The 21,080-nt window shown below is 63.1% G+C and carries 18 protein-coding genes; 7 read left to right on the top strand and 11 right to left on the bottom strand.

The features are described 5' to 3' along the window. Positions 1-30: 30 nt before the first annotated feature. Positions 31-1,530: an amino acid permease gene (locus tag FO013_RS15560; RefSeq protein ID WP_395949824.1), complete on the bottom strand. Its 1,500-nt coding sequence runs from the start codon at positions 1,528-1,530 to the stop codon at positions 31-33. Between the two features lie 84 nt (positions 1,531-1,614). Beyond that, positions 1,615-2,616, bottom strand: a complete 1,002-nt coding sequence (locus FO013_RS15565; RefSeq protein WP_143923469.1) for a GNAT family N-acetyltransferase — start codon at positions 2,614-2,616, stop codon at positions 1,615-1,617. Between the two features lie 46 nt (positions 2,617-2,662). Here FO013_RS15565 and FO013_RS15570 point away from each other — a divergent pair, with 46 nt between their 5' ends. The 3 genes from FO013_RS15570 (at position 2,663) to FO013_RS15580 (ending at position 5,958) form a co-directional block, all read left to right on the top strand. Further along, positions 2,663-3,472, top strand: coding sequence for a purine-nucleoside phosphorylase (locus tag FO013_RS15570; RefSeq protein WP_143923470.1), 810 nt, complete (start codon positions 2,663-2,665; stop codon positions 3,470-3,472). A 137-nt stretch (positions 3,473-3,609) separates the two neighbouring features. Continuing rightward, positions 3,610-5,496, top strand: coding sequence for a phospho-sugar mutase (locus tag FO013_RS15575; RefSeq protein WP_143923471.1), 1,887 nt, complete (start codon positions 3,610-3,612; stop codon positions 5,494-5,496). Between the two features lie 3 nt (positions 5,497-5,499). Next, positions 5,500-5,958: a hypothetical protein gene (locus FO013_RS15580; protein WP_143923472.1), complete on the top strand. Its 459-nt coding sequence runs from the start codon at positions 5,500-5,502 to the stop codon at positions 5,956-5,958. 18 nt (positions 5,959-5,976) lie between these two features. Here FO013_RS15580 and FO013_RS15585 read toward each other — a convergent pair whose 3' ends face one another. The 8 genes from FO013_RS15585 to FO013_RS15620 all read right to left on the bottom strand — a co-directional run bounded on the left by FO013_RS15585 (position 5,977) and on the right by FO013_RS15620 (position 15,087). Further along, complete coding sequence (locus FO013_RS15585) at positions 5,977-7,047, bottom strand: alpha/beta fold hydrolase (protein ID WP_143923473.1); 1,071 nt, start codon at positions 7,045-7,047, stop codon at positions 5,977-5,979. Positions 7,048-7,120: 73 nt separating this feature from the next. Beyond that, the gene (gene deoC / locus FO013_RS15590) at positions 7,121-7,774 is read right to left on the bottom strand and encodes a deoxyribose-phosphate aldolase (RefSeq protein ID WP_143923474.1); all 654 of its coding nucleotides are present in this window, start codon (positions 7,772-7,774) and stop codon (positions 7,121-7,123) included. A gap of 84 nt (positions 7,775-7,858) precedes the next feature. Further along, entirely contained in the window at positions 7,859-9,148 is a 1,290-nt protein-coding gene (locus tag FO013_RS15595; RefSeq protein WP_143923475.1) for a thymidine phosphorylase, read from the bottom strand. Between the two features lie 143 nt (positions 9,149-9,291). Beyond that, positions 9,292-9,786 carry a cytidine deaminase gene (locus FO013_RS15600; protein WP_143923476.1) on the bottom strand — a complete coding sequence of 165 codons (495 nt, stop codon included), beginning with the start codon at positions 9,784-9,786 and terminating at the stop codon, positions 9,292-9,294. Positions 9,787-9,814: 28 nt separating this feature from the next. Further along, positions 9,815-11,113 carry an ABC transporter permease gene (locus FO013_RS15605; protein WP_143923477.1) on the bottom strand — a complete coding sequence of 433 codons (1,299 nt, stop codon included), beginning with the start codon at positions 11,111-11,113 and terminating at the stop codon, positions 9,815-9,817. A 1-nt stretch (position 11,114) separates the two neighbouring features. Further along, the gene (locus tag FO013_RS15610; RefSeq protein ID WP_143923478.1) at positions 11,115-12,347 is read right to left on the bottom strand and encodes an ABC transporter permease; all 1,233 of its coding nucleotides are present in this window, start codon (positions 12,345-12,347) and stop codon (positions 11,115-11,117) included. Then, complete coding sequence (locus FO013_RS15615; RefSeq protein WP_143923479.1) at positions 12,344-13,942, bottom strand: ABC transporter ATP-binding protein; 1,599 nt, start codon at positions 13,940-13,942, stop codon at positions 12,344-12,346. Before FO013_RS15615 ends, FO013_RS15610 begins: the two co-directional genes overlap by 4 nt. A 74-nt stretch (positions 13,943-14,016) precedes the next feature. Beyond that, positions 14,017-15,087, bottom strand: a complete 1,071-nt coding sequence (locus FO013_RS15620) for a BMP family lipoprotein (RefSeq protein ID WP_186293154.1) — start codon at positions 15,085-15,087, stop codon at positions 14,017-14,019. A gap of 328 nt (positions 15,088-15,415) precedes the next feature. Here FO013_RS15620 and FO013_RS15625 point away from each other — a divergent pair, with 328 nt between their 5' ends. The 4 genes from FO013_RS15625 to FO013_RS15640 all read left to right on the top strand — a co-directional run bounded on the left by FO013_RS15625 (position 15,416) and on the right by FO013_RS15640 (position 20,037). Continuing rightward, positions 15,416-17,245 (top strand): ABC-F family ATP-binding cassette domain-containing protein, encoded by a 1,830-nt coding sequence (locus FO013_RS15625; protein ID WP_143923480.1) that lies wholly within the window; start codon positions 15,416-15,418, stop codon positions 17,243-17,245. A gap of 22 nt (positions 17,246-17,267) precedes the next feature. Continuing rightward, positions 17,268-17,612, top strand: a complete 345-nt coding sequence (locus FO013_RS15630) for a TraR/DksA family transcriptional regulator (protein WP_143923481.1) — start codon at positions 17,268-17,270, stop codon at positions 17,610-17,612. Between the two features lie 120 nt (positions 17,613-17,732). Beyond that, entirely contained in the window at positions 17,733-18,770 is a 1,038-nt protein-coding gene (locus tag FO013_RS15635; protein ID WP_143923482.1) for an acyltransferase family protein, read from the top strand. 217 nt (positions 18,771-18,987) lie between these two features. Then, positions 18,988-20,037, top strand: a complete 1,050-nt coding sequence (locus FO013_RS15640; protein ID WP_143923483.1) for a homocysteine S-methyltransferase family protein — start codon at positions 18,988-18,990, stop codon at positions 20,035-20,037. Positions 20,038-20,226: 189 nt separating this feature from the next. Here the strand turns inward: FO013_RS15640 and FO013_RS15645 are convergent, their stop codons facing one another. Beyond that, entirely contained in the window at positions 20,227-21,069 is an 843-nt protein-coding gene (locus tag FO013_RS15645) for a formate/nitrite transporter family protein (RefSeq protein ID WP_143923484.1), read from the bottom strand. Positions 21,070-21,080 lie beyond the last annotated feature (11 nt).

The raw sequence follows: 21,080 nt of genomic DNA on the forward strand, positions 1-21,080 counted from the left end.
TGACCCATCGCGATTCGAGCTGACGATCAGTCAGCACTCTCGTTGTGCGTGCCTGCGGGCAGCACTCTCGTTGTGCCTGCCTGCGGGCAGCGGCTCGGTGTGGTCGATGAGCTGGTAGGGCCGACGACCCCCACCCCGGACGAAGGCGGAGTAACACAGCCACAGTGCCCCGACCCAGAGAAGACCTACCCACAGTGCCGGACGGGAATCGGGCACGATTCCGACCATGACGATGACGAAGAGGATGAATGCCACCGTGGCCCACGACCCCACGGGCCACAGCGGCATCGGGAACTCACTGCGCAGTCGGTTCTCCTGCGCCAGCACCTGTTTCATCCGAAGATGAGCCGCGAGGATGATCAGCCACACCAATACTGTCGCAAACGTCGCCAATGCGCCGAGCAGGAACAGGGCCTGGTCGGGGTAGAGGTAATTGAGGAGCACGCCGACCAGCAGGGCCACGATCATCGTGAACACTGTCATCACCGGCACTCCGTTGCGAGTGGTGTGGGCGAAGGATCGTAGTGCCTGCCCCTGTTGTGCCAGACCGTGGAGCATCCGACCGGCACCGAAGATATCGGCATTGATAGCCGAGAGAGCCGCTGTGATGAGCACAACCTGGAGGATGGCGGCTGCCGCGTTGAAGCCGACGGAGTCGAAGATCGCGACGAAGGGGCTGATCTCCGAGGTGATCTGGTTCCAGGGCAGGATGCACATGATCACACCGAGGGTGAGCACGTAGAAGAGCAGGATGCGCACCGGCACCGAGTTGATGGCGGCCGGCAGCACCTTCTTCGGGTTCTGCGCCTCGCCGGCGGTGACTCCGATGATCTCGATGCCGCCGAAGGCGAACATCACGATCGTGAATGATGAGAGGAGACCCCAGAGTCCGTGCGGGAACACACCCCCGTTGTCGAACAGTGCACGCGGACCCATCTGATTGTGGTCGGCGATGCCGAAGCCGAAGATGATGATGGCCACGCCGGCCGCGATGAGGGCGATGATCGCGACGATTTTGATGAGCGCAAACCAGAACTCCAGCTCACCGAAGACCTTGACGCCGATCATGTTGATGGCGGCGATGAAGGCCACGACGGCCAGCACCCAGGTCCAGCGCGGAACTCCAGGGAACCAGAAGCCCATGTACACGCCGATGGCGGTAGCGTCGAAGACGGCGACAAGGATCATCTCGAAGACGAAGGTCCAGCCCACGAGAAAACCGGCGAATGGGTGGAGATAGTGCGACGCGAACTGGCCGAAGGATCCCGAGACGGGGTGGCGGACCAGCATTTCGCCCAGCGCACGCATCACCATGAAGACGGCGGCACCGCCGATGATGTAGGCCACCAGCACGGACGGACCTGCAGCCTGGATCGACTCCGAGGACCCCATGAACAGCCCCGTGCCGATGGCCGAACCCAAAGCCATGAAGCGGATGTGCCGAGCGGTCAGTCCCCTGCGCAGGCCCGCGTTCTCTGTGTGATCGTCATGGGTGGTCGACTCTCTGCTCCCACTGTCAGCAGAAGACACAGGTGTCCTACTTTCTCTCAGATTCTCCCGTCAGGCACCCCGAATTCCCCCTAAGGATGGGTGTGCCCCGCCTGCAACGTCGGCTCAGCGAGCGTCGGCGGGCGGTCCCGAGAGAGTTTCGTAGCGGTAAAGTTCCGTGGCCTGTCCCGCTTCGACGAGTCGGTCGGCCAATGCGGAGACCACCGGCATACCGCTCGTGACTTCGAGGACGACGTCGGCATCGACGGAGAGCCGGGCAAGGAGAAGTTCGGCGTCGGCGACCGCTGCTGTGAACAGGTCGCTCGTGGTGTCGGCGGCGTTTTCGCGGGCTTCGAACATCGACCCGATGATGAGTTCGGTGGGAGGCTCCTCGTCATCGTCTGGTGCTGGCAAAGCGTCCGTGATCTCGACACCAGTCTGGTCGGCTTCGCGAGCGTAGGAGACGGCGAAGGCGCTGAGTCCAGAGTCTTCGGACGAGCCGGCTTCACCGCCCAGCAGAGCGGCACCATGGGCACCAGCGGCTTCGGAGAGGAACGCGTTGTTGACCTGACCGATCGTCAGCGGACCGACAGCGTCGTCCTTATTCACGGCGGTGTACCAAGCGAGGAAGGCCTTCGTGAGCTTGACTGATCCGGTGGCCACGATCTCGAGGTCTTCGGCACGTCCACCACCGCTGGGCGGCAGTGCACCGGCGGCGACCTTGATCACCCGTGTCGTCGTCAGCGGTGCGAAGCCGAGGGCCTGCGCGAAGCCGGCGCCCGGGCTGCCCGCCTGTACACGCGTGCGCAGATCAAGTGCCTCCAGGGCAGTCCCGGCGGTCTCAGCACACACTGCTTCGAAGAGTTCTCGTCCCTGACCGTGGCCTTGTTCCTCGCTCGCGACCTCGACGTGGACCCACGCCCGGTAGGGGTGGAGTGGCGACTGCGCGATCGCGGCAGCACCGACGGGCACCTCGGGCACCACCTCGGCGATGACAGATCGCAGCAGGGGTGAATCCGAGGAGGGACGGAACAGGGACCTGGCCATATGAGCGGCCGGCGTATCGGCGTCGGCGAACACCTCGTTCAACCGCAGGTCGTCACCATCGGTCAGGTCTCTGATCGGCATTGTGTGCGCTCCTTGAACGGGTCGAGAACTTGATAATCTTGGCGTCATGACTGACTTAAGCGATCCTACCGCCGCCGCCCGCGCCGCGGCCACGACCATCAACGCCGAAGCCGGCATCGAGGCCCATGACATTGCTCTCGTTCTCGGTTCGGGATGGGGCGGCGCAGCGGAGCTCCTCGGCGAGACGATCAGCGAGATCTCGGCCGCGGACGTTCCCGGCTTCCACGCGCCCGCCGTTGAGGGCCACGGCGCCACCGTGCGCACAATCCGGATCGAAGCCAGCGGCAAGCACGCTCTCGTCCTCGGTTCCCGCACCCACTACTACGAAGGCAAGGGCGTGCGCGCCGTCGCCCACGGAGTCCGCACCGCCGCTGCCGCCGGCTGCGAGAACTTGGTGCTCACCAACGGCTGCGGAGGGCTCAACCGCAATTGGGCGCCCGGCACACCGGTCCTCATCTCCGACCACCTCAACCTCACCGGCACCTCCCCCATCGAAGGTGCGAACTTCGTCGACCTCACCGACCTGTACTCCCCACACATGCGTGCCATCGCCAAGGAGATCGACCCCAGCCTCGACGAAGGCGTCTACGCACAGTTCCGCGGGCCCCACTACGAAACTCCCGCCGAGGTGCGCATGGCCGGAGTCCTCGGCGCGGACCTCGTTGGAATGTCCACCTCGTTGGAGGCCATCGCCGCACGTCAAGCCGGTCTTGAACTCATGGGCATCTCTCTGGTGACGAACCTGGCAGCCGGCATCCAGGAGACCCCGCTCTCCCATGCCGAGGTCATCGAGGCCGGCGTCGCCGCCGCCCCGCGGATCTCGCGGCTGCTCGCCGACATCGTCTCGAAGCTCTGAGCGACGTCTGCCGCGCTGAGCGAACCGACCAGGCCCTGTTCGGGGCCTACCAATAAATATAGGGGCACCCCCCGACCTGACAGCACACCTGTCTCCACCCGCATTCCCCTCACCGACCGCACTGGACTAGGACAGACATGACTGAAGTAGCCGATCGCTTCACCAACGGCTTCGACGCCGACATCGTCGAGGCGTGGATCGCCGATGACCCCGATGAGAAGACAGCGAACACGTTGAAAAGCATCCTTGGTGCGGCGAAGGCCGGTGATGCGGCAGCGATAGCCGACCTCGAGGATCGCTTCGCAGGACCCCTGGCCTTCGGCACCGCAGGCCTGCGTGGAGAGATCGCGGCCGGACCCAACCGAATGAATCGTGCTGTCGTCATCCGAGCCGCAGCAGGTCTCTCCCGTTTCCTCCTGAATACGGTGGGCGAGGGTTTCACTGTCGTCATCGGCTGCGATGCCCGCTACAAGTCCTCAGACTTCGCGACCGACACAGCCGCCGTCGTCACGGCCGCCGGCGGTACCGCCATCCAGCTGCCCGATCAGCTGCCGACACCGCTGCTGGCATTCGCGCTGTCTCACCTGCAGGCCGACGCCGGAGTCATGGTCACTGCCAGTCACAACCCGCCCGCGGACAACGGCTACAAGGTCTACCTCGGTCAGCGTCCGCTGCAGGCCATCGAGTCCGACGCCGGTGCTGCCGAGGCAGGTGCCGGCGCGCAGATCGTCAGCCCCGCCGATGCTCTCATCGCCGAGCAGATCTCGGCGGTCGAATCTGTGGCCTCGGTGCCTCGTGCCGAATCCGGGTGGGAACATCTCGATGAGACGATCGTCGAGACCTACCTGGCTCGCATCGGTTCCCTGGATGTGCGCTCGAGTGCTGATCTGACCATCGTGCACACCTCACTGCACGGTGTCGGAGCAACAGTTGCCGAGGCGGCCCTGGCCTGCACTGGTTTCACGAACGTGCATCCGGTGCCCTCTCAACAGGCACCCGACCCAGACTTCCCGACGGTCACGTTCCCGAACCCCGAAGAGGCTGGAGCCCTCGATGAATCGTATGCCTTGGCCAGAGAGGTCGGCGCAGAGCTCATCATCGCCAACGACCCCGATGCCGACAGGTTCTCTGCGGCCATCCCGGATACCTCGTTGGCAACCGGTTTCCGGCAACTCTCCGGCGACGAGGTGGGCCTCCTCCTCGGCGAGGACATCGCGACCCGCCTGGCCCTGGGCACTCATCATTCGATGCAGGCGGCGTCCTTGCACTCTGTCACGACCGAGGACGAAGAGGTCGCTGCAGACTCTGCCGGCACCGCGTCACCGGTGTTCGCCAACTCGATCGTCTCGTCTCGAGGACTCGCCGCAGCTGCCCGCAGCCACGGTTTCACCGCAACGAACACCCTCACGGGATTCAAGTGGATCTCTCGTGTCCCCGGCCTGGTCTTCGGCTACGAGGAGGCCCTGGGCTACTGCGTCGACCCAACCGCAGTCAGGGATAAGGATGGAATCTCTGCTGCCGTGACCTTTGCGGCCCTGGTCTCACGCCTCAAAGAGGCGGGTTCGAGCATCGATGCCGAACTCGATCGGATCCGCAGCCGCGACGGATACTTCGCAACGGCTCCGCTGAGCTTCCGCCTCGACGACGTCACCCTCATCGCAGCAGCCATGTCGAAGCTGCGGGAGAACCCGCCGGCGACGTTGGCCGGCTCCCCAGTCACCGAGGTTCATGATCTGTCGCAGGGTTATGACGGTCTGCCTCCCACCGATGGCATTCTGCTGCTCTCCGCGGCGAACTCACGCGTGATCGTCCGTCCTTCGGGTACCGAACCGAAGCTCAAATGCTATCTCGAGGTCGTCGCGGATCCTGAAGGACTTGCAGCCGCTGCCGCCGCCGATCAGCGCGCGGTCGCTGCTGCAGGGCTGAGGGTCACGACCGCGTCGGCGAGTGCGGCACTCCAGCCTGCGCTCAAGGAGCGGCTGACAAGCATCAGCACCGAACTCAAGACCTTCTTCGGGCTCTGATCGATGACTGGCCACGATATTCCGGCCGATCCGGAGATCGACAGTATCCTGGCAGAGCGCCTCGGCGGCCTGGGTGCAAAGTCAACGGTCTTCGGTGCGGGAGGCTACGGTGCCAAGTGGTCCGCCAAGCGGCTGAAGACGGAGACTGCCCAGGAGGTGATCGAGGTTGCGCCGGCTGAACAGCGTCGTATTCTCGCTGAATTGGCAGCCGGCACCTCCAGCGCAGCGTGGTCCTTCGACCGACTCGATTCGCGCGACGATGCGGTGGTGACGCTTCGCGGCGTCGTCGGCTCAGGAGTCGGATCATTGAACCCGGCCTATGTGATCATCATCGTCGACGTCCTGACTTCGACGATCGGCATCGCCGCTCACGCCAAAGAAGGTCTGATCAAACAGCGAACAGCGCAGAAGGCCGTGGCCAAGGTACGCTCGTCGCTCGGGTTGCAACGAGATCAGCGCTGACGTCGATCAGCACCGAACTCAAAACCTTCTTTGAGCTCTGAGGATCTCGATGAACCGATCGGGTATCTCACCGTGCACATTGTGGCCCGACTCGACCCGGATCAGTTCGATGTTCTCATTCAGTGAGGTGATCTGCTGAGCGTCGACATCGTCGATGGCACCCTGCAGAATCCCGTCCGAACCGTACTCCCAGTCCGCATGGATCAGAGTGGTTGGTGCCGTGATACTGCGCAGCGTGTCCTCATGATCAAAGCCTTCATCCCAACTTCCGGTGAAGAAGGCGTCACCGAAACGCGGGTCGTATGTCAGCAATGATCGCTGCATGTCGTTCCAGCCGGAGGGCATGAAGAACATGGTGATCGGACGGTTCGGATGCTTCGCGTGCTGCCTCAGTCCCGAGCGGATGATTCGCTTTCTGCCCTCGCCGAAGAAGGTCCAGAGCCGTTGGTGGGCAAAACTGTAGGCAGCCCAGTCTGTCTCTTCGGACTCAAGGAAGTCATGGCAGGTCATCGCCAGGTCGACCCAGTTCCACGTCTGCTTCGCTCGTGGCAGCAGAGTGGTGAAGAGAGGCGGATCCTCCAACACCACGGCGCTGATGAGGTCGGGGCGATGACCCGCCAGCCACGCCGCAAGCTGGCCTCCCGAGGAATGTCCAGAGACCACGACGGGTTGGCCGATCACCGACTCAATGAAGGTGGCGAGGTCATGTCCGATGGCCGCTGCAGAATACTTCTCCGGGGCTCGCGCGGAATCTCCATGCCCATGGACATCAACAGCGAAGACACTGAAATCGTGGACGAGAGCCGGCAGAACGGGGGCGTAGCTGCGCCAGTCGACTCCCTGACCGTGGATCAACAACAGCGGCGGCCCGGAACTCTTCGGCCCCGAGGCGTAGTTCAGTCGCGTCCCGTTGACCTCAACAGAGTACTCGCGGAATCCTGCCGCCCGAGTTCGCCGTTGAGCCAGGACATGGGCTTTCAGGTTTCTGATCGCCCACATGCCGACGGTGGCTCCGGCGACCGCGAACACCCCGGCGACAGCAGCCGCCCCATATCCAATTCTGCGTTTGACGACGCTGCTTGTCGGCATCAACTCACCACTTCGGTCTGATGTGCTGTTGGAATCGTGGAGCCAGTGCTGCTGGGGCGTTCCCCTGCAAGTCTCAGTCGGTGAGCCCGTCGAGAATGACCTTCGATCCCGACAGTCCGAGACGCGAGGCTCCTGCAGCGATCATCTCTTCTGCAGCGTCGACGGTGCGGATTCCGCCTGAGGCTTTGACGCCGAGGCGATCGCCCACGGTTTCGCGCATCAGTGAGACCGCGTGCGCACTGGCTCCGCCTGCGGGATGGAAGCCTGTGGAGGTCTTGACGAAGCCTGCCCCTGCAGCCTCGGCGCGGCGACTGGCTTCGACGATCTGGTCGTCGCTGAGCGCTGCGGATTCGATGATGACCTTGACCAGGGCGCTGCCGCTGGCGTCGACGACTCCGCGGATATCGGCCTCCAGCGCGTCGAAGTCACCAGCAATGGCCTGACCGATGTTGATGACCATATCGACTTCGTCGGCACCATCGGAGACGGCCTGGGCAGCCTCGGCGGCCTTGATCTCGGGCTTGACCTGACCGCTGGGGAAACCGACGACCGTGGCGACTACCAGCTCGCCGGGATCGGTGACGGGAAGCATCGACGGGGACACGCAGATCGCGAGCACACCCAGTTCCTTCGCCTCGGTTACGAGTGCCTCCACATCGGCAGGGGTGGCTTCGGGCTTGAGCAGTGTGTGGTCGATGATCGCTGCGACTTCGGCTCTGCTGGTCATGGTTGTCCTCCAAGGTCGATGGTGCTGTGTGAGTTTGGGCTGCGTGATTTGGTACTGCGGTGATGCAATGCGCGTGACGGCGACTCAGGTGATCTTCTCGAGCACGATCGTCTCGGAGACCGCGCTGAGGTCGCCTCCGATCTCGACAGCGCCCTCGAGGGATTCGATCGCGCGGGCGAAGCGTTCGGGTGTGGCCGTGTGCAGGGTCATCAGCGGCTGGCCTTCGGCAACGGTATCGCCGGGTTTGGCATGGAGTTCGATGCCGGCCACGTCCTGGACCGGGTCCTCCTTACGCGCCCGCCCGGCACCGAGGCGCCAGGAGGCGACGCCCACGGACAGAGCATCGAGCCGACTGAGGACGCCGGAGGCGGGAGCAGTGATGACTTCGGTGTTCTCGGCGACGGGCAGCGCGGCTTCGGGGTCACCGTTCTGGGCCCGGATCATCTTCTTCCACACATCCATGGCCCGACCGTCAGCCAAGGCCGAACGCACATCGATGTCGGTCTTGCCTGCCAGACGCAGCATCTCCTCGGCCAGCGCCACGGTCAGGTCAACGACGTCGGAGGGACCGCCGCCGGCGAGGACCTCGACGGACTCGCGGACCTCGAGGGCATTGCCGACTGTGAGCCCCAGCGGGGTGGACATGTCGGTCAGCAGCGCCGAGGTCTTGACCCCGGCCGACTGGCCCAGGTCGACCATGGTCCGCGCCAGCTTCTGCGCCTTGGGCAGGTCCTTCATGAAGGCCCCGGATCCCACCTTGACGTCGAGGACGAGACCCTGGGTGCCCTCCGCGATCTTCTTCGACATGATCGATGAGGCGATGAGCGGAATGCAGTCGACAGTCGAGGTGGTGTCGCGCAGTGCGTAGAGCTTCTTGTCCGCAGGAGCTAAGCCGGAGCCTGCGGCGCAGATGACCGCACCGAGGTCCTCGAGCTGGTCGAGGATGGCCTCATTGCTCAGACCCGCCTGCCAGCCGGGAATGGACTCGAGCTTGTCCAGTGTTCCCCCGGTATGGCCGAGGCCGCGACCCGAGAGCTGTGGGACGGCGACGTCGAAGACGGCGACGAGTGGGGCCAGAGGCAGGGTGATCTTGTCCCCGACTCCGCCTGTCGAATGCTTGTCCGAGGTCGGTCGCGACAGGGCTGAGAAGTCCATCCGCTCGCCCGAGGCGATCATCGCCTGCGTCCAGTCCGCGATCTCGCGAGGTTCCATGTCGTTGATGAAGATCGCCATGGCCAGTGCGGCCATCTGCTCATCGGCGACGACACCGCGAGTGTAGGCATCGATCACCCATTCGATCTGTTCTCTGCTCAGGGTGCGGCCATCGCGTTTGGCGGCGATGACGTCGACGGCATCGAATGCCTCTACGCTCACAGTGTCAGTCCTTCACTCTCGGGGTGGTCCGGTTCGCAGCATGCAGTCGTGCTCGGGAAGTGACCGCTGTGGCGGTCACCGGTGGTCACCATTGATCGCCGAGGTGGCGCTGGGATCGCGGGGCCACCTCGGCGATATCGGGGTCAGTGCTTGGCTGAGCCTGCGCCCGGTGCAGCGGCACTCAGATGATCTGGTCCGAAGGCATCGGGCAGCACCACTGACATGGGAGCCCTGCCGCTGGGCAGGTTGAGCATCATCTCGGTGCCGCCGTGTTCGAACAGGAGCTGCCGGCAGCGTCCGCACGGGGCCAGGGTCGCTCCCGCACCATCGACGCAGTCGAATGCAACGATCCGGCCTCCGCCGGACATGAACAGATCGGAGACGAGTGAGCATTCTGCACACAGTGTCACCCCGAACGAGGCATTCTCAATATTGGCGCCGCTGACGATTCGACCATCATCGACGAGCGCGGCCGCGCCCACGGGATAGGACGAATACGGGACGTATGCGTAGCGCATCGCTCTCATCGCCTCATCTCGCAGCAGCGACCAAGTGTCCTCGCTCAGGTCGTCGACCGAAACGAGGGTGGGTTCCACGCTCCACACATGTTCAGAGGCTTCGACATCTGCAGAAGTCATAGGGGATACCTCTCTCTTCAGGGTTGGGTTATTTCACGTACGGCACGCCTTCGGCCGCCGGTGGGCGAACCCGGCCGACGAAACCGGCGACGGCGAGGACCGTGACGATATAGGGAAGCATGAGCAGCAGCTCGTTGGCCACCGGAGTTCCGATGGACTGCAGAGTGTTGCCCAAGCTCTTGGAGAAGCCGAACAGCAGGGCAGCAAGCAGGGCACCCTTCGGGTTCCATTTGCCCAGGATCATCGCCGCAAGGGCGATGTATCCCTGTCCGGCCGACATCTCTTTGCCGAATGCCAGACCCGATCCGACGGTGAAGAAGGCACCGCCGAGACCTGCGATGGCACCGGCCATGAGGGTGTTGCGCACGCGGGTGAAGTTGACCTTGATGCCCACGGTGTCGGCTGCCTTCGGGTGTTCGCCCACGGCCCGCATCCGCAGCCCCCACTTCGAACGGAACACGAAGATCTGGAGGGCGATGACGACGATGTACATGATGTAGACGAGGATGTTCTGGTCGAAGAGCACCCGTCCCAGGATGGGGATGTCAGACAGCAGCGGGACCGGCAGGTTGGGCAGCTGCTGCCGGGAGTTCCACAGGCCAGGGTTCTGTGTGAGGACAGTCGAGTAGAGGAAGCTGGTGACACCGACGACGAGAACGTTGAGCACAACACCGATGATGATCTGGTTGACCCAGTACTTCACCGCGAAGAATGTGAGGACCACAGCCACCAGCGCGCCGGCGATCGGGGCCGCCAGCAGACCCGCGTACGGGTTCTTGGCCACCGAGGCGACGACTGCGGCAAGGAAGGCACCGGCCAGCAGCTGGCCTTCGATGGCGATGTTGATGATGCCCGAGCGTTCGCCGACGAGCCCGCACATGGCGCCGAAGATCAGCGGCACGGACAGTGCCAGGGCACCGGCCAGCAGTGTGGTCAGCGGGATCACGCCGCCGCTGCCGCCGCCAGCCCAGGCCAGGAAGGACACGACGAAGAGGATGCCGAAGACCATCGGGAACCATCCGGCCAGGGTGATCCGCTTCAGGGCGAGGTAGATCGAGGCCGCGGCCATGATCACGAGGATGAGCGAGAGGACCAGCCCGGCCACCGTCGAGGACACGACGACATCGGGAATGGCGAAGAGATCTCCGCCGGTTGCGATCCGGAACGTCGTCTCACCGTCACGGCCGATGAGCCCGAAGCAGATGAGCGAGACGAGGGCCAGGATCGAGTAGGTGATCGGGAACTTCCACGCGATCGGGGTCAGTGCCTTGGACTGTGCCGAGGACTTCGCAGCCGGTGTCGCAGCGGCGGTGTTCTGAGCGCTCATGTCAGGCCTCCTTCCGCTTGAGCACCGGTGTGGGCAACCGGAAGATCGACCTCACGAGTGGTGGGGCCGCGATGAGCAGGACGATGACGGACTGGACGACGAGGACGATGTCGATGGGCGTCCCGGTCTGGGACTGCATGAGGTAGCCGCCGGCTTTGAATGCGCCGAACAGGAGACCCGCGAAGAACGTCCCCAAGGGTTTGGACCGCCCCAGCAGGGCCACGGTGATGGCATCGAAGCCGATCGAACCGCTGATTCCGCCGGTGAGTTTGTATTCGGTGCCGAGCACCTGAGCCGCGCCGCCGAGTCCGGCGAGGGCACCGGCGACGATCATCACGAGGATCGTCACCTTCGACACGGAGATCCCTGCCGTGCGGGCCGCGTGCGGGTTGGCGCCGACGGCCTTGAACTCGAAGCCGATGGTTGACCGTTCGAGCAGCCACCACACGAAGATCGTGGCCAGGATGGCGATGATGAAGCCGAAGTGCAGACGGAAAGGTGAGGGCAGCAGCAGGAACATCTGTGCAGAGTCATCGAGTGTCCGTGACTGCGGGTTCGCCGAGTCGGTATGCGTGAACCAGCTCTGCTTGAGCAGGTAGCCCAACAGGTAGCCGGCGATGGAATTGAGCATGATCGTCACGATCACCTCGTTGGCGCCGGTGCGAGCCTTGAGCACACCGGCGATACCGGCCCAGATCGCGCCGCCGATGATGCCGCCGACGGCTGCGATGAGCATGTGCACGACGGGCGGAAGGTGGAGGGCGTACCCGAGGAAGCCCGCGATCGTGGCGCCGAGGATGACCTGGCCCTGACCGCCGATGTTGAACAGACCCGAACGGAAGGCAAGGGCGATGCCCAGGCCGGTGAGGATGAGCGGGGTGCCGCTGACCAGGGATTCGGTCAGGGGCCGGATGGCGCGCTCGGTGGTGCGGGCGTCCCAGTCGAAGATCGCACCGCGAAACAGCGCCGAATATGCTTCCCCGACGGTGGAGAACAGAGTCGAGAAGAATACCCCGGGTGCCGCGAAGATGTTCATCGCCGCTTCGACGACTTCGGCGTTGGACACGGCGATGAGGACACCGCCGAGGAGGAGGGCGACGACGATGGCCAGCACCGAAACCAACCAGGAACCGGACAGGATGTCCTGCAGCAGATTCGGTTCTCTGTCCGACTCCGCTTCGGCGCTCGGAGGCGGCGTCGCCGACGGTGCCGCCGGGGAGATATCGGTTGTCATTTCGTCTCCTCCGCCGAGGTGGTGGCGCAGTTGTCATCGGGTGCCGCGGTGGCGGCGTCGCTCTTCTCGGGTGCCGCGGTGGCGGCGAGGGCTTCATCGGCAGGGACTCCGGCCATCATCAGGCCCAGGGCTTCACGTGAGGTGTCGGCACCGACGATGCCGACGATGCGGCCCGAGTACATGACCGCGATCCGGTCGGCGAGTCCGTAGACCTCGTCGAGTTCCGTCGAGACGATCAGGCAAGGTGTGCCGGCATCGCGTTCGGCGATGACACGTTTGTGGACGAATTCGATCGAGCCGACGTCGAGGCCGCGGGTGGGCTGGCTGGCGATGAAGAGGCGCAGGTCGCGTCCGAGCTCACGGGAGAGGACGACCTTCTGCTGGTTGCCTCCGGAGAGCGTCGCGATCGGGTCGACGACGCTGCCGAGGCGGATATCGAACTCCTCGACCTTCTTCTTCGCCTCATCGTTGATGACCGCGGACTTGAGGTTGAGGCCCTTGGCATAGGGAGGACGGTCGTAGACGTCGAGGATCATGTTCTCGCGGATCGTGAACTCGGCGATGATGCCGTCGGTGGACCGATCCTCAGGAACGAAACCGATGCCAGAGCCCAGACGGTCCTTGACGGACTTGCCGACGAGGTTCTTCCCATCGAGGGTCATCGAACCCAACCTGGGGTCGGTCAACCCGATGATCGCTTCGGCCAATTCCGTCTGACCATTGCCCTGGACGCCGGCGACGGCGAGGATCTCACCACGGCGGACGTCGAAGCTGACATCGTCGACGACGACGTTCTCGGCCTTGTCGACGACGGTCAGACTGCGGACCTGGAAGGTGGCATCACCGGGATCGGCGTCATCCTTCTCTGTCGTCAGGGATACATGACGACCGACCATCTGGCTGGCCAGCTCCGCCTCGGTGGAATCAGGAGAGGCAACGCCTGTGATCTTGCCGCGGCGGATGACGGTGATGGAGTCCGCGATCGCTCTGACCTCACGCAGTTTGTGGGTGATGAACACGATCGAGGTGCCCTGTTCTTTGAGCTGGCGCATGATCGAGATGAGCTCGTCGGTCTCCTGCGGGGTGAGCACCGCGGTCGGCTCATCGAGGATGAGGATCTTCGCGTTGCGCGACAGGGCTTTGATGATCTCCACGCGCTGCTGGGCTCCGACCGGGAGGTCCTCGATGAGGGCGTCGGGGTCGATGTTGAAGTTGAAGCGGGCAGAGATCTCCCTGACCTTCTTCCGCGCCTCGGCGAGGTCGATGAGTCCCATGGACCTCGTCGGCTCATATCCCAACGCCACCGACTCGGCGACGGTGAACACGGGCACAAGCATGAAGTGCTGATGGACCATGCCGATCCCGGCAGCCACAGCATCACCCGGACCGGCGAAGGTCACAGGCTTGTCGTCGAGGAGGATCTCTCCCCCGTCGGCGTCGTAGAGTCCATAGAGGACGTTCATCATGGTGGATTTTCCGGCGCCGTTCTCACCCAACAGAGCGTGGATCTCGCCCGGTTCGATGGTGAGATCGATGTGGTCGTTGGCCACGAACGATCCGAACACCTTAGTCATCCCGCGAAGCTCGAGTTTCACTGCTTCCGGTACTCCTCACAAATTCGAAAACTGCAGGGCCGAAACCACTCGGCCCTGCAGTTCAACCTATTCGCTTATTTGGGCGTGCTCTCGGATTCCACGGTCAGCGATCCGTCGATGATCTGCTTCTTGAGCTCTTCGACCTTCTTCTTCACGTCCTCAGGAACCTTGTCATCGAAGTCGTGGTACGGGGCAAGTCCGACGCCTTCGTTCTCGAGAGTGCCGACGTAGGGCTCGGAGCTGAAATTGTCCTTCTGGGCTTCGGCGACGGTGTCCTCGACCGCGTTGGCGATCTGCTTGACCACCGAGGTGAGGATGATGTCACCGTATTCTGTGGACTCGTACCCGTCGGAGTCGACCCAGACGAGCTTGACGTCCTTGGCTTCCTTCGCGGCCGCGGCTGCACCCAGTCCGACAGGACCGGCGACGGGCATGACGACGTCGGCACCCTGAGAGATGAGCTGCTTGGTCAGCGCCTGGCCCTGACCCTGGTTCTCGAAGTCACCGGAGAACGATCCGTCCTGCTTCTCCTTGTTCCAGCCGAGGAGCTTGACGTCCTTCTTGTTCTCTTCGTTGAACTTCTTCACGCCGTCAGCGAACCCGTCCATGAAGATGGTCACCGAGGGGATCTGGATGCCGCCGAAGGTACCGACCTTGCCGGACTCGGAGGTAGCCGCAGCCACATAACCGGCGAGATAGGCGGCCTCGGCCGTGTTGAAGACGAGAGGTTTGGCGTTGTCCAGCGTCACCGGTTTGCCGTCAGCATCGGAGAAGGTGGAGTCGATGAGAGCGAAGTTGAGGTCCGTGTTGGCCTCAGCAGCCTCCTGGATCGCGTCCTCGAGCAGGAAGCCGACGCCGAAGGTGAGGTTGCATCCCTGCTGAATCATGTTGTCGACGTTGGGCTTGAAGTCCGCGTCACCCTGCGACTCGGCCAGCGACTCCTCTATACCGAGGTTCTTCTTCGCGTTCGTCAGGCCCTCACGGCCCGACTGGTTGAATGACTGGTCATCCCAGCCACCGGAGTCCGACACCATGCAGCCGAGGAAGTCTTCAGCGTTGGAGTCCCCGCTGTCTCCGGATCCGCAGGCGGAGAGAACGAGGGCAGATGCGGCGACAATCGACACCGCAGATACGAGCTTCTTCACGTTTACTCTTTTCTCAAGTTGCTCACGTCCAGCACTGGCGTCGATCGGGGCACAGAGTCCTCCGCCGAGGTTGTGAAACCACTGGATGATCACTCATATTTCAATGAATTTTCCGTCAGTCTAATTCACCGCAGGCCCGTAACAGGGGCGTCTAGCATCTGAATCGTCGACACCGATATGAAAACGCAACATAACTTCATGTTGGCTTCGACCCACCTCGACGCTCGACCGCCTCGGGGCACCGGCTCCGGCCCCGGCCCCCCGACTGCCTGCCCGCTGCCCGCGCATGCTGGTCCCAGACCCCTTGTGCACTAAACTGGAAGGCGATATGGCACATCTTCTCGGGGCTGAAGCCCTGCACCTCGAATACCCCACCCGCATCGTCTTCGACTCCGTCACGCTCGGCGTCGACGCCGGAGACATGATCGGCATCGTCGGCCGCAACGGCGACGGCAAGTCCAGCCTGCTGGGCATGCTCGCCGGCACCATCGAACCCGATTCCGGCCGCGTGACCTATCGCGGCGGAATGCGCCTGGGCATGCTCAGCCAACGCGACACCATGGACTCCGACGCGACCGTCGGCTATTCCGTCGTCGGCGACATGGACGACCACGAATGGGCCCGCGACGCCAAAGCCCGCGACATCATCGCCGGTCTCATCGCCGACCTGGACTGGAACGCCACAGTCGGCAGCCTCTCCGGAGGCCAGCGCCGCCGTGTGGCTCTGGCGGCTCTGCTCATCGAAGACTGGGACCTGCTCATCCTCGATGAGCCCACCAACCACCTCGATGTCGACGGCATCTCGTGGCTGGCCAAGCACATCAGGAACCGCTGGTCGAAGAACTCCGGGGCGCTGCTGCTGGTGACTCACGACCGGTGGTTCCTCGACGAGGTCTGCAACAAGACGTGGGAGGTCCACGACCAGATCGTCGAACCCTTCGAAGGCGGATACGCCGCCTATGTCCTCCAGCGCGTCGAACGCGACCGGATCGCTGCCGCAACCGAGCAGAAACGCCAGAACCTCATGCGCAAGGAACTGGCATGGCTGCGCCGAGGTGCGCCCGCCCGAACGTCGAAGCCGAAGTTCCGGATCGAAGCGGCGAACCAGCTCATCGCCGATGTTCCGGAGGTGCGCAATCCGATCGAACTGAAGAAGATGGCGACGGCCCGACTCGGCAAGGACGTCGTCGACCTCCTCGATGTGTCACTGAGCTTCGGTGACCAGCAGATCCTCGACAACGTCACCTGGCGCATCGGCCCCGGCGAGCGCACCGGAATCCTCGGCCCCAACGGTGCCGGCAAGTCGACCCTGCTCAGCCTCATCTCCGGTGAGCTCGAACCGGATGAAGGCAGAGTCAAGCGCGGGAAGACCGTGAAGGTCGGAGTCCTCGACCAGCAATTCAAGGAACTCGACGCCATCGCCGGACAGAAGGTCCGCGAGGTGCTGTCGGAGTCGAAGACGAGCTTCAACATCGAAGGCAAGGACTACACTCCGGCACAGCTGCTGGAGCGCCTCGGCTTTGCCAAAGAGCACCTCTCGGCCCGAGTCAAGGAACTCTCCGGAGGGCAGAAGCGCCGCCTGCAGCTGTTGCTGCTGCTCATGTCCGAGCCCAATGTCATCATTCTCGATGAGCCGACCAACGACGTCGACTCAGATATGTTGGCGGCGATGGAGGACCTCCTCGACTCCTGGCCGGCTACCCTGATCGTCGTCTCCCACGACAGGTACCTGCTCGAACGCGTCACCGATCAGCAGTACGCGATCCTCGATCACGGTCTGCGGCACGTGCCCGGCGGCGTCGACGAATATCTGAAGCTGCGTGCCGAGGACGCAAAATCCGGAGGTTCGAAGGGAACTGTCACCGGTCACGGTGCAGGGAACTCCGGCTCGGGCAATGCGAGTTCGTCTGCTGATTCGGGCGCAGACGCACTCTCCGGAGCCGAGGCCCGAGCGGCCAAGAAGGAGGTCTCCTCGATCGAGCGTCGCATGGACAAGCTGAGCAAGCGCATCGCCCGTGCCCACGATGAGATGGCCGACCACGACCAGACCGACTTCGAGGGACTCCAGAGACTCACCTCATCCCTGCAGGAGCTCAAGGACGAAATGACCGAGTTGGAGGAGCGCTGGCTCGAAGCCAACGAGGCTCTGGACGCCTGAAGATGAACAGCGAGGATGGCTGATGGCCGATTCGGATCGAGTGCGGGAGCTCCTGCATGCAGAAGATGCCGCGACCAGGAGACTCATCGCCACACTGTCCTCGGACATCAAGGATCTCTCGGCCGCACGCGAGGGCGACAACAGCGACGACGAGCACGACCCCGAGGGCTCGACTCTCGCCTTCGAACGATCACAGGCTGACACCTTGCTGCGTCAGTCCGAGGAGCGCCTGATCGCCATCGCCGAGGCGGAGCAGAGACTTGAGCGCGGCACCTTCGGAATCTGCACGCTCTGTGGAAATCCCATCCCCGAGGTGCGGTTGGAGATACGGCCCTACGCGCCGACCTGCGTCGCCTGCGCAAGCTGAAGATGCATGTGCTTCTGAGTTGAAGAGTCGAGAACTTTCAAGCTGAACACCCCCTGGATTCCGCCTTAGGGCGCGATGAGTTCTTTCTGCTTCGAGGCGCTGACGCGCTATCGTGGCGTGGTGCCCATACGAGATCACCGACTGGACCGCGCCAAAGGCATCCTCATCTTCACTGTCGTCCTCGGCCACCTGCTGGCCAGGACATCACCGTGGGAAGACGATGTCCTTCGTGCGCCGATGTACCTCATCTATTCGTTCCACATGCCGGCCTTCGTCTTCCTCGCCGGGATCACAGCGAAGTCGACGAGGCTGCCCGAACGTGTCCTGACCTTCCTAGTCCTGCTGTTCACTGTGCTGCCACTGATGTGGGGGTGGATGTGGGTCTTCGACCTCAATCCCGACTACAGTTTCCTCACCCCGTTCTGGTACACATGGTTCCTGCTGTCGATGGCGTGCTGGATCATCACCGTGCCGTTCATCGAACGATTCCCACGAACGATCCTCGTCACCTCGGTGGTGGTGGGGCTCTTCGGTGGAATTCTGCCGATCCTCGACACGGAGCTCTCGGCGTCACGGTCCATGATCTTCTGGCCCTTCTTCGTCATCGGCAAGCTCTACGGCAAGCAGATTCTCAACTGGGCCGGGAGCCTGCGCATCTGGCAGAAGCTGTTCTTCACCGCGACTGCTTTGGGCGCGATCGGCTACTTCTACCTCGATGAGATCTACTACAAGTGGTTCTACGGCAGCCTCAACTTCGCCCACTTCGATGTCAGCATCCCCGAAGGCGTCGGCATCCGCCTCATCGTCGACATCGGCGCGCTGCTCATGACATTGGCATTGCTCATGTGGGTCGGCGACAAAGACACCATCCTCGCGAAGATCGGTCGGAACAGTCTGGCTGTCTATGTCCTCCACGGGTTCGTCGTCCGCGGACTTCAACCTCTGCTCGACGATATCGAGGGCATACTCAGCTCTCCACTGATCCTCGTCGTCTGTTTCCTCGTCGCTCTCCTCGCCACCTACGTGCTTTCGTGGGAACCATTCGAGAGAGCCCTGCGCTGGTATTCCTCCACCGTGACCGGTCTGCTGCTCAAACCGTTTGCACCCTTGCGTCCGAAGCCCGGCAGACACTCGGATAGATCCTCCGGCAGAGGCTAGGAGAAGGCAGCCTCCCACGCTCTTCCCCTGACGGAACGAATCCTCTAGTCTGACGAGAACCTCGGAGTCGCTGAAAATGACTCCGACCGTCATATGACCGAATTGTGTCGATGTGACGTCGGCAACTCGTCCAAAGATGGTTATATGCGCAGAGTTCGGGCCTTCAGCCTGAGCGAGCTCAATCGCCTGTCCTCTACCTTCCGTACGGAGAGCACTCATGACTCAGTCCAACCCGTTGACCCAACGCCTCGATGCCGGACCAGTGATCTGCGCTGAGGGATTCCTGTTCGAACTCGAGAAGCGCGGCTACCTGTCCGCCGGAGAATTCGTGCCCGAGGTCGCGCTCGAATTCCCTGACGCCCTGCGCGCCCTGCACGTGGATTTCCAGCGCGCAGGCTCGGACATAGTGGAAGCCTTCACCTACAACGGCCACCGCGAGAAGATGCGGGTCATCGGCAAAGAGGATCTGCTGGAACCTCTCAACCGCTCGGCACTGCAGATCGCTCGCAGCGTTGCCGATGCCAAACCCGGCAACTTCATGGCCGGAAACATCTCGAACTCGAACATCTGGGATCCCGAGAATGCCGATCGCCAAGCCGAAGTCCGATCCATGTTCACCGAGATGGTGGGCTGGGCCGTGGACGAAGGCGCCGATCTCATCATCGGCGAGACCTTCTACTTCGCCGGCGAAGCCATTGCTGCAGCCGAAATCGCCAAGGCCAGCGGCCTGCCCGTCGTCCTCACCCTCGCTCCCATGGCCTTCCAGGAGATGGCCGATGGTGTCGGCATCGTCGAGACCGCGCAGAAGCTCGAACAGCTGGGCGTCGACGTCGTCGGCCTCAACTGCTTCCGCGGACCCGCGACGATGCTGCCGTGGCTGAAGGAGATCCGCGCGGCAGTGTCCTGTCACGTCGGTGCCCTGCCCATCCCCTATCGCACGACCCAGGATGAGCCCACCTTCTTCAACCTCTCCGACCCCCGCGCCGAGGTGGCTTCCCCGCACGGTCGCACCTTCCCCACAGCTCTCGACCCGCTGCAGACGAATCGCTACGAGATCGGCGCCTTCGCGAGGGAAGCCTACGACCTGGGCGTCAACTACATCGGCGTGTGCTGCGGTGCGACTCCGATGCACATCCGTGAGGTCGCCGAGGCGGTCGGACTGACCACCGATGCCAGCCGGTTCTCAGAGAACATGAAGAACCACTTCATGTACGGCGACAACGAACGCCTCGCCGAGAACGTCGTCGCGCTCGGCTCCACCGCCTGAGGCAAGCAATCAGCAGTACCGCCTGCACGAAGGCGTCTGCGTCTCAACGCACCACAAGTGCCATAACCACTCGCCGCAACGGGAGGTTATGGCACTGAGTGTATCCAGCGCAGCTACCGGTGCCGGCAGCGACCAGCGGGCGGTGTCAGCAACGGCCGGCGGGCGGCGTCAGCAACGTCCGGCCATCGTCTAACTGGACTGTGTCTCGAGATCTTCGAGGGAAACCGTGCCCTTGCGCACGGCGCGAAGCACACGATATGTCCGAACCACTCTGGGCAGAGTGATGAGCAGCAACCCGCCGAGCATGTTGAACGGGATGACGATTCCAAACCATTTCAGCAGATCCAGCATCGTGATATCCGCCCCGGCCAACATGGCCGCGAAGATGACGATCGCGTTGAGGGCACCGCGGAGCATGCCGAGGCCGATGAGCAGCAGACCCGATGCCAGGCTGACGATGGCAAGAACGACGTCGTTCGAGGTGCCCTGTGACATCCGAGTGGACAATGTGACAGTAGCACCGGCCAAGAGCGACAGCGCGATCATCACCACCAAGGAGGGTTGGTCGAGATACTTCATAGCCGTGTCGATCATCGTCGAGTGGTAGTCAGGAAGCGCCAGAACCATCAGCCCGGCAAAGGCGAGACCCCCGACGAGGTTGGTCACCAGAGTCACCGCCCACAGGCGGACTATCTGAAGAACATTGGCCTGACCCGCGATCACGGCATTGATAGGCAGCAGAAACTCTTCGGTGAACAGCTCTGAGTGGGCAAGCTTCAACGCCAGCAGACCAATGCCGAAGGCAAGACCGGACAGCACGTCGGACCCCGTCGCCTGTTTGACCAGAATCATCGCCAGGATTCCCAGTCCCACGTCGACACCGCCGAAGAACCCGGTGACAACGAGCTCAGGCCACTTCCGGTTCAGGCGCTTTGCCCCTGTGATCACGGTCGCTGTTGCCTCATCGACCAATTCGTCTTCGAGGTCGAAGTCATTCGCCCCTAGTCGCTGACGCTGCTCTCTCTGAGTCATTGCCTCAGTGT

This window comes from Brevibacterium aurantiacum (genome assembly GCF_007558825.1).
Classification (GTDB): domain Bacteria; phylum Actinomycetota; class Actinomycetes; order Actinomycetales; family Brevibacteriaceae; genus Brevibacterium; species Brevibacterium aurantiacum_A.

Coding starts and splice junctions, on each gene's coding strand:
- FO013_RS15640 (WP_143923483.1), top strand. CDS start 18,988: ATGACTCAGTCCAACCCGTTGACCCAACGCCTCGATGCCGGACCAGTG.
- FO013_RS15625 (WP_143923480.1), top strand. CDS start 15,416: ATGGCACATCTTCTCGGGGCTGAAGCCCTGCACCTCGAATACCCCACC.
- FO013_RS15565 (WP_143923469.1), bottom strand. CDS start 2,616: ATGCCGATCAGAGACCTGACCGATGGTGACGACCTGCGGTTGAACGAG.
- FO013_RS15610 (WP_143923478.1), bottom strand. CDS start 12,347: ATGACAACCGATATCTCCCCGGCGGCACCGTCGGCGACGCCGCCTCCG.
- FO013_RS15585 (WP_143923473.1), bottom strand. CDS start 7,047: ATGCCGACAAGCAGCGTCGTCAAACGCAGAATTGGATATGGGGCGGCT.
- deoC (WP_143923474.1), bottom strand. CDS start 7,774: ATGACCAGCAGAGCCGAAGTCGCAGCGATCATCGACCACACACTGCTC.
- FO013_RS15600 (WP_143923476.1), bottom strand. CDS start 9,786: ATGACTTCTGCAGATGTCGAAGCCTCTGAACATGTGTGGAGCGTGGAA.
- FO013_RS15605 (WP_143923477.1), bottom strand. CDS start 11,113: ATGAGCGCTCAGAACACCGCCGCTGCGACACCGGCTGCGAAGTCCTCG.
- FO013_RS15645 (WP_143923484.1), bottom strand. CDS start 21,069: ATGACTCAGAGAGAGCAGCGTCAGCGACTAGGGGCGAATGACTTCGAC.
- FO013_RS15575 (WP_143923471.1), top strand. CDS start 3,610: ATGACTGAAGTAGCCGATCGCTTCACCAACGGCTTCGACGCCGACATC.
- FO013_RS15580 (WP_143923472.1), top strand. CDS start 5,500: ATGACTGGCCACGATATTCCGGCCGATCCGGAGATCGACAGTATCCTG.
- FO013_RS15630 (WP_143923481.1), top strand. CDS start 17,268: ATGGCCGATTCGGATCGAGTGCGGGAGCTCCTGCATGCAGAAGATGCC.
- FO013_RS15570 (WP_143923470.1), top strand. CDS start 2,663: ATGACTGACTTAAGCGATCCTACCGCCGCCGCCCGCGCCGCGGCCACG.